The sequence below is a fragment of the Oscillibacter sp. 1-3 genome, from assembly GCF_000403435.2.
Classification (GTDB): Bacteria; Bacillota; Clostridia; order Oscillospirales; family Oscillospiraceae; genus Oscillibacter.
In genome coordinates, this window is record NZ_KE159712.1 from 137,048 (window position 1) to 146,663 (window position 9,616).

At 56.0% G+C, this 9,616-nt stretch carries 13 protein-coding genes; 8 read left to right on the forward strand and 5 right to left on the reverse strand.

Annotation, left to right across the window (positions count from 1 at the left end):
* Positions 1–44 precede the first annotated feature (44 nt).
* Positions 45–197 carry a hypothetical protein gene (locus C816_RS24075; protein ID WP_016324413.1) on the forward strand — a complete coding sequence of 51 codons (153 nt, stop codon included), beginning with the start codon at positions 45–47 and terminating at the stop codon, positions 195–197.
* Positions 198–450: 253 nt separating this feature from the next.
* Here C816_RS24075 and C816_RS20910 read toward each other — a convergent pair whose 3' ends face one another.
* The 5 genes from C816_RS20910 to C816_RS23280 are packed head-to-tail and all read right to left on the reverse strand — an operon-like array spanning position 451 to position 3,810.
* The gene (locus C816_RS20910; protein WP_016324414.1) at positions 451–1,002 is read right to left on the reverse strand and encodes a Gp15 family bacteriophage protein; all 552 of its coding nucleotides are present in this window, start codon (positions 1,000–1,002) and stop codon (positions 451–453) included.
* On the reverse strand, positions 999–1,439 hold the full coding sequence (locus C816_RS20915) for a hypothetical protein (protein ID WP_016324415.1): 441 nt from the start codon (positions 1,437–1,439) through the stop codon (positions 999–1,001). Before C816_RS20915 ends, C816_RS20910 begins: the two co-directional genes overlap by 4 nt.
* A gap of 3 nt (positions 1,440–1,442) precedes the next feature.
* Positions 1,443–1,988, reverse strand: a complete 546-nt coding sequence (locus C816_RS20920) for a hypothetical protein (protein ID WP_016324416.1) — start codon at positions 1,986–1,988, stop codon at positions 1,443–1,445.
* On the reverse strand, positions 1,989–2,222 hold the full coding sequence (locus C816_RS20925) for a hypothetical protein (protein WP_040656419.1): 234 nt from the start codon (positions 2,220–2,222) through the stop codon (positions 1,989–1,991). It lies immediately after the preceding gene.
* Between the two features lie 55 nt (positions 2,223–2,277).
* A complete protein-coding gene (locus C816_RS23280; RefSeq protein ID WP_016320743.1) occupies positions 2,278–3,810 on the reverse strand; it encodes an IS3 family transposase in 1,533 nt (510 codons plus the stop codon).
* A 52-nt stretch (positions 3,811–3,862) separates the two neighbouring features.
* Here C816_RS23280 and C816_RS20935 point away from each other — a divergent pair, with 52 nt between their 5' ends.
* From C816_RS20935 to C816_RS20965, 7 genes are all read left to right on the forward strand, one after another.
* Positions 3,863–4,333 carry a DUF6329 domain-containing protein gene (locus tag C816_RS20935; RefSeq protein WP_016324417.1) on the forward strand — a complete coding sequence of 157 codons (471 nt, stop codon included), beginning with the start codon at positions 3,863–3,865 and terminating at the stop codon, positions 4,331–4,333.
* 65 nt (positions 4,334–4,398) lie between these two features.
* Positions 4,399–5,286, forward strand: coding sequence for an LPD28 domain-containing protein (locus C816_RS20940; protein ID WP_242832303.1), 888 nt, complete (start codon positions 4,399–4,401; stop codon positions 5,284–5,286).
* On the forward strand, positions 5,283–5,795 hold the full coding sequence (locus C816_RS24410) for a hypothetical protein (protein ID WP_016324419.1): 513 nt from the start codon (positions 5,283–5,285) through the stop codon (positions 5,793–5,795). Before C816_RS20940 ends, C816_RS24410 begins: the two co-directional genes overlap by 4 nt.
* Positions 5,795–6,373, forward strand: coding sequence for a hypothetical protein (locus C816_RS20950; RefSeq protein ID WP_016324420.1), 579 nt, complete (start codon positions 5,795–5,797; stop codon positions 6,371–6,373). The genes C816_RS24410 and C816_RS20950 overlap by 1 nt, the downstream gene beginning before the upstream one ends.
* On the forward strand, positions 6,373–7,386 hold the full coding sequence (locus tag C816_RS20955) for a hypothetical protein (RefSeq protein ID WP_040656421.1): 1,014 nt from the start codon (positions 6,373–6,375) through the stop codon (positions 7,384–7,386). The genes C816_RS20950 and C816_RS20955 overlap by 1 nt, the downstream gene beginning before the upstream one ends.
* On the forward strand, positions 7,379–8,548 hold the full coding sequence (locus C816_RS24415; RefSeq protein ID WP_016324422.1) for a DUF4240 domain-containing protein: 1,170 nt from the start codon (positions 7,379–7,381) through the stop codon (positions 8,546–8,548). Before C816_RS20955 ends, C816_RS24415 begins: the two co-directional genes overlap by 8 nt.
* Positions 8,549–9,616: DUF4314 domain-containing protein (locus C816_RS20965; RefSeq protein WP_016324423.1), on the forward strand; the 1,068-nt coding region annotated here is incomplete at its 3' end. It lies immediately after the preceding gene.

Sequence of the window (9,616 nt, forward strand, 5' to 3'; positions counted from 1 at the left end):
TATATGGTATGCTATAATCATCTTAAAGGAATGAGGCCGCAGATATGGGAACCGAAATCGAACGGCAAGACACTCGGAAAGCTATGGCGTACGATATAATTCAAATTCTCAAAGAGAACCCCGAAAAACAAAGCTATACCACAGAAGAAATTGAAAAAATCATACACGTCTATTTGACTACGGCAGACCAAAAGTGACGGAGCGGGACCGTGAAACCGTCCCTTCTCCTCGAAGGGCAAACATGGCAGAGCAGAAAGAAACGCCGCAAGGGCGGTATCATAAGGCACATACCGTAAACGTCAATATTCGGCTTATGAAAAATACTGAACAGGGCATTATTCAAAAGCTGAACAGCGTCCCCAACAAGGCCGGATATATCAAGGCTCTCATTCGGGCAGACATCGGGAAGCATCCCATCAACACGGCCAGTCTTATGCGCTGGCCGTGTTTCTACGTCCCGCCCCACTCCTTCATCAGCGCATCATCCGCGCTGGTATACTTCCGCTTGAAGTCCACCAGGTGCCGGTTCTTCCGGTACCACTCCCGATCAGACTTGTCCAGCTGTTTCCCCCGCGCCAGGTGGTCCCGAATACGGACCACCTGGGCAAGGGTGCAGTCTCCAATCTCGTTGTAAGCCGCCAGGAACGTCCACCAGTGCATATACTCCAAAGAGCGGACCTCCCGCCCCACCACGCGGTTGATGGGGGCGATCATCAGGCTGTAATCCTGTTCCCAGTCCACCAGCCGCGGGGACTTGTGGGGCGCGTCGCCGGAATCGCAGTTGATAAAGCGCACGCCCTCGTTCAAAGCGTCCTCATAGTGCTCCGGCGGCATATCGTCAAAATCCGGGTACAGGCCGATGAGCACCGCCAGCGCCCGCTTCTGCTCGTCCGCCTCCGGGTCGGAGAGATCCGTCAGGATGTCCAGAATACAGCGATAGTCCGTCCGAATGGGATAGGAAGCCCCCTGGACTTCTACGCTTTGTGGAAGCTCCCAATTCATTTGTGATACCGGGCGGAGTACTTCTGGTATTTGGCCTTGTACTTGGCAATACGGGGGTCCGCCTGCTTCTGAATGTCTCCGATGTTCGCCTCGATCTCATCCAGGATGGCCAGCATCAGGTTCAGCCACACAGGAAATCCGTTGGCAAACGCACAAAGGCTCATATCTCCGAACACCGCCGCGCAGACCGGTGCGTCAAACAGGCCGTCCAGGACCTTCTGCATCTCCTCATCGCGCCGCCGGGCCAGGGAGAACGCCCCTGCAGGGTCGTTCATCTCCTCCGCCTTCTTGGCATAACTGTCCTGGAGCTTCCCCATCTCGTCAACAGCGTTGTAGAACCGCTCCGCAAAGGCGCGGTCTGCCGGGTTGAAGGAGACCTCGCATTTCCCGTTGAGAGAGTATGAGACTACGCCAGAGTCAAAGGTAAGCTCTCTCATGGGTTAGTCCTCCGTCGCAGTGGCAGACGCAGCGGGCGTAAAGGTCACAGCCCCGCCAGCGCCCTTGCTGACGGTCCCGACCGTGCGCTCGCCGCCGTAGGTGACGTCCACGGGCATTCCCAGGTTTCCGCCTCCTTCGCCGCCCAGGCTGGAGGGCTTGACCATGCAGGCGGAATAGCGCTCGGCAAACGCCGCCTCTTTACTGCCGCTGTAAAAGTGCGCAATCATCACGTCCATGTTGGTCAGAGCCTGGGCGTTCTGCTCGATAACGGCCAGCTGATAAATCTTCTGCTGTGCCGCGTCGCCGCCGTCCAGGTCCCAGGGATCAAAGCTCTGGCTCATGGTGGGCTTTTTCATGGTGGTCCAGGTGTTGCCAAGAATGTCCTGGCTGGAATCCTCGCTCCAGTCGTATTCAATGGAGCTGTCGGTGGTCCGCCGCCCAAAGGGGCTCCACACCGGCGAGGAATCCGTTCCGGTGTTCAGGTAGGCAATCATCAGCTCCCGGGCAATGGTCTGGCCGGGGGTCGTGTTGAAATTGTTGTCAGCCATTTATATCACCTCATATGTCATTTTCATTAAAATCTGGTGGTCCTCATCGCCGTTTTCGTATTCGGCGAACTTGGAGGATCGGGTAGTGGCTTCCACCCGCATAGCCCGGATACCGTTTCCCAGGTCCGGCGTCCCACGCTGTACCCAATCCCCCAGCCGGTCCAGCAGCTCATCCGCTTTCAGCCGCTTGTCCGGACTGGTGGTGTTGCCGGGGACTGAAGTGCCCCCTGTCAAGTAGACAAAACAGAGAAAAAGAAAGGCAGGAATGGCAATGAGATAGCTTTTGCCTCTATTTCACCCCAGCTGCCAAGAATTCCATAGGCGTCACACACCCAAGCTTTTTTTGGTATCGTTCATGGTTGTAGAAATAGATGTATGCGGCGACCGCCTCGCAAAGCTGGCTGTAGTCATCAAAATGATGTAAATAGTACATCTCGGATTTCAAAGTACCCCAAAATCCTTCCATGGGCGCATTGTCCAGGCATTTTCCTGGACGGGACATACTTTGACAGACACCGGCCTCCTTCATCCTTTTTTGAAAGGCGCGGCTGGTATATTGTGCGCCCCGGTCGCTATGAACCAGCGGATGCGCATCGGGATACTGCCGGAACGCCCATTCAAAGGCTTCGAAGACCAAAGCGATGTTATTACGCTGCCCGAATGAAAAACCTACAATATTCCTTCCGTACAAATCCAGGACTGCGCACAAATAAGCTTTTCCGCTTGTCCCATATTTGAATTCTGTTACATCCGTCAGCCACTTTTCATTTGGTTTCTTTGCCGCAAAGCCCCTGTTCAAAATATTTTCCGCAAGATATTCATCCGAAGACTTCTTCCTGCGTGTCCGCTTTCTTCTCCTGCATACAGAGCGGAGGTCAAGGAGCCGCATCAGCCGGTATACCCTCTTCAGATTACACTTGATTCCATACCGTCGTTCCAAAATGATCTGCATCTGCCGGTAACCGGGAACGCCGTGCTGGCTTTGGTATATTTCAACAATTAGATGAGCCAGCTTTTCGTCTTCCCTCTGCTTGGGACTTGCCGCTCGGTTGAGCCATTTGTAATACCCAGCCCGGCTGACGCCTGCTGCCATACAGAGCTTGCACACAGGCCAGTGATACGTCTCATGCAGTTCCTTGACGGTTTGATAGGCCGTTTCATGCCGGACCCCGCTGAAGTCCGGCAGCTGATTTCTGGGCCAGCATATCTGCTGGTATCTCTGCTGTACCGCCATTTTCATTTCCAGTTCCAGGCTGTTCATCCGCAGGCGCTGGTTCTCCGCGGCAAGGCCGGACGAACGATGGTCACCGTCCAACCCCTCCAAGCCTGCCTTGTGGTATCGCTGTACCCAGCCATAAACCTGCTGATATGTGAACCCGAAGCAAGCCGCGGTCAGCTTGTAGTTTTTTCCATGAGTGATGCAATACTCCACCGCTGCTTTACGCTCTTCATAAGATACCATGGTCAACGGAACACTCCTTCTGCCTCCGGGAGAACGGAATCCTTTTTGACCATTATACAACTTAATCCACTGTTCCAGCTGCGATCTTGACCGCAGCTGATATTTTTTGCAGACTGCCTCTATACTTATCTGACCGGACAGATACAGCTCTGCCGCCTGCTGCTTTACGATTGCGGGATAGTGATGATTCCCCTTCCGGTGACGCAGCCCTTCCTCACCAAACAGATCATAATTCTGAAGCCATTTCTGTAGGGTGCTGCGCTGCACCCCAAATCTTGCTGCGATTTGATTCAGGCTCCCGGCTCCGGCATAGCACTGCTTCACTGCATCGATCTTTGTTTCCGCACTGATTGCTGACATAATGATGCTCCCCTTCGAGTAGTCTGCAAGTTTTTCTCGCTTTGTCTACTCTATGGGGAGCATATCACTGGAGGACTTCGCCCAGGCCGAAATCACCGCCGTCAAGTTCTCCTCTCCGTATCTGGACGGCCTCCTCCCGCTGGATACAATCACTGTGGAAGACGCCAATACGCTGGCGCTGTGCCTTCAGGAGATGGAGCAGGAGGACGGGGAACTGATGAAGTTCTGCGCTGTTCTGGAGGTGGAACAGCCGGGTGCCTTCACGGAAGCCGTCAGCATCGCCATGGACCGGGACGACTATGAACTGGTCCCGGAGGACATGGATGAGTATGGGAAACAGGTACTCCGCCGCACTGGGGCTGACGATGAAGTCATTGATACCATCGACGGGTATATGGATTTTTCCCGTCTGGGCGAGGACTCCATGGCAGAGGACGGCGTCCGGCGGACGGAGTTCGGTCTGGCGCGCCGTCTGAGCAAGCCTTTTCCTCCCGCACCGGAGATTGGGCAGGCGATGATGTAAAAAGTTTTTGTAGACTTTCGCCGGGAGTTGTGGTATCTATTGTTGCTGACCAAAAACGAAAGGGAGTGAAACCGTTGCAAATCAACATTTACAAGGACAAAATGCTGGGGGCTCGCCTGTTCGGGGCCTCGGTGCTGTACAGTGCCGCGCCCATCCCCCGTGAGGATGTGCCCCAGGGCTGGTACTGTTACGACCTGCGGGGTACAGCCCGGCATCCGGACGAACCCCACGCGCTGGTGGATCTGGCGGAGGAAAACCATACCGGTTCGATCCTCTCCTGTCTGCCGCTGAAAAAAGCCCGTTCCCAGTTCCGGCTGGTCAAGGATATGTTCCAGATGACCGGTACAAATCCCAGCTTGGCGGAGTTCTGTGCTGAGGAAAAGATCCGCTGCCCTGAAACGCCTATCCGCCATCAGCTGTGCCCCGCATCCCCCGAGGATGCGGGGCTTTTTTATGCTCAGACGCCGGAGAGGGATAGGAAAGGGCCCCCACCGGAGCCCAGCGCAGCGGGTCCGGTGGGGAAAGGAAGAAGGAACGAAGCGGGTGGAGTTTTCGCCGCCAGGCGGAAACGGAACAGAGCGGAGTTTCTTCTGACGCGGTGGCCCAGAGGCCCCGAAGAGCTGAACACCCAGGAGTTCCGGAATGAGCTGGACAAGGTGGTGAATGATCTCCGCAAGGGCGTCCTGAAAGACCTCCCCTCCATGCGGCGGTACTGCTATGGCAGTAAGGGCGCCATTGCGGGCGGCTCCTGCTGCCAGAACTACGGCTTCACGCTGGAGACAGGACGGTATCTCTACCGCCTGCGTTGCAATCCCATAGAGGGCGACTACCAGTGCTACCTCAGTTGTTTCGATAAACAGGCTCAGCAGATGGGACTGACGGAACAGGGGGGCGCCAGGCGATCCAAAACGCCGCTGAGCCCACACTCCCCCATAGCTATGAGTGGTATGTGATCGAACACATCAACACGCCTGAGCGGCAAGTGACCCACCAACTCCCGCTGGAGGAGGCCATACAGTTATACGCCGGTCTTGACTGCGAGGACAAGCGGCTGGGGGTCACCAAGGACGGCATCGCCGCGGTGGATCTGGCCATCCATTGGGATGGCCGGGAGTGGCTGTCAGAGGACCGGCTGAGGATGGACGAATTCAAGGATGACCCGGTGGCGGCGGAGGCTGCCGCCCGTCTCCGGCAGGTACTGGACGAAAGCCCGGCTGTCGGGCGGGTCACCTTCGCCAGCGGGGAACGGTGGAACTATACTGACCCAGAGAAATATCTCCAGGCCGTCCGTGAGGAGCTGCCCTGCCATGCCGCCACCGGCTTCCGCTGTGAAACCCTGACGGATAACCCGGAAGTCCGCAAGGCCGTGGACGATATGCTCTGCGGCCTGTATGGGGAGGAGAATCCCCGCCAGATCGAGGACTACGGTGGTACCGGCATGACGATGGGGGGTATAGGCTGATGAGTGAATCAAATCGGATTTTATACCCCAGAGCCACGCTGGAACATTGGCTTGGCCGCGGAGCCTCCCAATCTTCTTATAACCTGGATGAGTTTCTGAAACTGATTGAGCCGACCTATCAGGTGTATGAGGAGTACATCCGAAGATGTGTCGCTGGTCTGACTACAGTCGCCGCACAGCGGGCAGTGCTCCATCAGGAGGAAGATATCACAAAACTGCGGGAGATTATTCTGAAATTGGTGCCATTCTGGGGCTTGGATGGAGGCGCCTACGCGGATAAAGAAACCTCCATCCAGCTGGAACGGCAGTACAGAGAATCATTTGACCAGGCCGTGTCAGCCGCGCGGAGATCCGGTCTGCCAGACAGCTCCAAAAAGGATATTTTAATCGCATTGGAAATTCACCGTCAGGAGTTGAAAAACGACGGCGAACTGGATAACTGGATCGAGGAATGTGTGTCGCTGCAAAGACAACTGCGGTCAGAGTGGCAGATGGACGCTGACGCCCCCCGGCAGCAGGCGATGGCGCAGATCAGAGATTCCCATCCGGCAACGCCAGCAATGGAGGGTATGAGTTGATGAAAGACCTTGTTCAATGTACGGTTTCCCGTGATGATTTCCAACGCTGGCTGTACTGGGGAAAGACGCCTTTAACAATATACAAGGGCGAGGAGGCTGTCACGATGCTCCTCAAGATCGAAAAGAAGCCGGTTGACTATCTGTACCAGACTGCCGTGGAAGCAGATGGCTGTATCTCCTGGAAAAACGGCCTGACGTTTTGCGGTGTACACGACATCGGAAAAAAGACACTGTATCTGACGAAGGGCCTGTCAACTATTCTTACAGACGGGCAGGCCCCGTTTGCGGCCAGGGCCATCCCCTCTATGGTGGATGAAATATGCGCCAAAATCAATCAGCGCGTGGAGGAGATCATCGCGAATGACCGGAGCAACCTCCCCACACAGATAGTCTCCAGCGGACAAGCGAAGCGCGATCTTCAGTATTATCAGGACTACGGTGCCAAAGAAACGGTAATCTGCCAAATTTTTGCCAACCAGGCGCCAGATGGGCAGTTCCACAGCGACTATATTCTGAATGAACTGCCGGAGGCCGCTTTTATGGCCTGGCTCCAGGACCCGGAGGGCTTCATTGAGACAGAGGCGGATCAGCATATCAAAATCAATCAGGAGAAGTTTCTCCTGCAATTTCTGAAAGATGACGCTCTGTTAGCGGAATATCAGGCGCTGATGCAGGATACCGAAAATCCCATCCACCGAATGAAAGCCATCACAGAGGCGTTAAAAGCCAGCGGCGCTAAAACGGTGACCGTTACGGTTGAGAAAGATGGCATGGAACTGACTTTCAAGACGGCGGCAAACTCCCTGACAGGCCATAGGAATTATTACAGCACCTATGATATCCCCGCACAGGATCGCCGTGAGTTTGAGCAGCTGTTTGGCCGCAGCGCCAATTACTGTGCGGAGGACATCACCAGAATTACCTACGGAAAAAAGACGCTCTATGAGGCGCCGCCTATCCAGGCTGAGGATATGGCGGAACGTATTGAAATGGGAGGAATGCAGCTTGGATAACAGAGAACAGACATCGCCGGCCCAGGGCGAAAACACCCGCAGCTATACCGTCGATGAACTTCTCGCTCAGATGGAGCCGCAGTATCAGGCATATAAAAACACGATGCGCCAGTGCATCGCTGGCCTGACGGAACACGCCGCCCGGCTTGCCGCACAGGGTCAGGAAGAACAGCTGCCCACATTCCGCAGACTGCTCACAGATATGGCTGAGTTCTGGGGATTGGCTGAGGATGACACACCCAAGGGATACCGGGAGATGGTGGAGCAAATCGGCAGTACATTCGATCAGGCGGTATCCGCCGCCAGAGACTCCGGCGGCGCGCCTGAGCTGAGTGAACAGACCAGACAGAATATCCTCAGCGGCTTGGAACTCTACGCCCAAGAGATGCGGGCCAACGATGAGGAGCTGGAACAGTGGGCAGCGGAATGCGACAGCCTTGCGGGAGGCCTGAAGAAACAGTGGTATCCGGCGCAGCCGGGGATGGAAATGAGCAAGTCCGATTTCTGGGAGCTGATCGCCGGAGCAAAGAAAGAATGCGGTCAGAATATGGACGCATCCAGCCAGTGGCTGGCCGGGCAGCTCATTGCCCGCGGCCCCCAGCAGACACAGGACTTCCACGACATTCTGAACGGATACATGAATCTATCGTATCAATACGGACTGTGGACCGCCGCCTCGCTGATGTGTGAAAACGGCTGCTCAGACGACGGCTTCATCGACTTCCGGGCATGGCTCATCGCCCAGGGCGAGGAGGTCTACATGGCGGCGTTGGCTGATCCGGACTCTCTGGCAGATGTGGAAGCCTATGGAGGCTGCCAGTTTGAGGAATTACTCTACACTGGAAACGAAACGATGAAGCATTTGACCGGCAAGGACGCCTATGAAAACACGGACCCGGACGCATACAAAGCACTGGTAGCGGAGTTAAAAAAAGGTATTACCTATGGAGAAGGCGTCGACTACCCCTACGAATGGGATGAGGTTGAGGAGTATCTTCCCCGCCTGTGTGAGAAGTATTTGGAACCGTGCGCTGTCGAGTTCCATCTGAAGTCTCATCACACAATTTGGTTCTCCGACTGTCCGGACATTCAAAAGGCGCGTGAGGGCGGGCCCCCGCAGAGGAACGGGCCGCAAACTGATATAAAAATGGAGGGAATGTAAATGGACCGGATACCAAAAGAATGGCTGGATTTTCTGCGGGAACAGTTTCCAGTGGGCAGCCGGATCAAGCTCCGCGAAATGAAAGACGACCCCCACCCGGTGGAGCCGGGGAGCATGGGGACGCTGAAGGGCATCGACGACGCCGGCCACTTTCTGGTGAACTGGGACAGTGGCCGCAGCCTGAACCTGGTGCTGGGGGCGGACAGCTTCTCTGTCCTGCCCCCGCCCCTCCAGACGCTGAAGCTGTACGCCCCCATGACCGCGGAACTCTTTGAACCCGATGAATACGGCGGAATGGATGAGGATGGTACTCCTTTGGACGGGCGGGATCTTCGCCACTACGCGGACAGCATCCTGGCCGCCCTGATCCGGGAACGGATGCCGGAAGAAGCGGAGCGCGGCATTATGCACTGGTACGGCAAAGATGATGCCGTGGATCGCAAGGTCCGATCCGCTCTCTTCACCACAGAGGAACGGGAAGGCCGGCTCTGGGCGGTAGCGGAGTGCAAGGCAACAGAAGCGCTGACCCCCGCGGAACTGGACACTCTGACCGATTATCTGAGCGGGCAGATGTCCGATGGCTGGGGCGAGGGCTTTGAGCAGCGTGATATTGGCATCGGAGATGGCTGTGAGCTGTATGTCCACCTGTGGCAGAGCAAGAACTGGAGCATCATGCCGGAGCAGGACCGCTTCGATCCCCACTTCTCTGAGCGGCTCCCGGACATGTGCTTCTCTGTCCTGCCGGAGGATGACTCCCTGATCTGCATTACCAGAGGCGCCGGCTATCAGGTGTCGGAGAACAGCAACGAGAAACCCGGTCTGAACCGGCACATAGCGGACTACCGCAATCAATGCCGCGGAATCAGCAAGGCTCAAGAGCAGGCCATGCTGGGCGGCTGCCTGCGTGGCTGGGACTCCCCCGCTGCTGATCCCAGGCACTACATCCAGGAACAGGCGCTGATGAAAAAAGCGGCTTCTGAACAGAAGTTGGCGGAGGGACTGCCGGAACTGTGCTTTTCCGTCCTGCCCAGCACTGGGGCGCTCATCTGTATCAAACGGGGCGAGAGC

Coding starts and splice junctions, on each gene's coding strand:
- C816_RS24075 (WP_016324413.1), top strand. CDS start 45: ATGGGAACCGAAATCGAACGGCAAGACACTCGGAAAGCTATGGCGTAC.
- C816_RS20910 (WP_016324414.1), bottom strand. CDS start 1,002: ATGAATTGGGAGCTTCCACAAAGCGTAGAAGTCCAGGGGGCTTCCTAT.
- C816_RS20915 (WP_016324415.1), bottom strand. CDS start 1,439: ATGAGAGAGCTTACCTTTGACTCTGGCGTAGTCTCATACTCTCTCAAC.
- C816_RS20920 (WP_016324416.1), bottom strand. CDS start 1,988: ATGGCTGACAACAATTTCAACACGACCCCCGGCCAGACCATTGCCCGG.
- C816_RS23280 (WP_016320743.1), bottom strand. CDS start 3,810: ATGTCAGCAATCAGTGCGGAAACAAAGATCGATGCAGTGAAGCAGTGC.
- C816_RS20935 (WP_016324417.1), top strand. CDS start 3,863: ATGGGGAGCATATCACTGGAGGACTTCGCCCAGGCCGAAATCACCGCC.
- C816_RS20950 (WP_016324420.1), top strand. CDS start 5,795: ATGAGTGAATCAAATCGGATTTTATACCCCAGAGCCACGCTGGAACAT.
- C816_RS20955 (WP_040656421.1), top strand. CDS start 6,373: ATGAAAGACCTTGTTCAATGTACGGTTTCCCGTGATGATTTCCAACGC.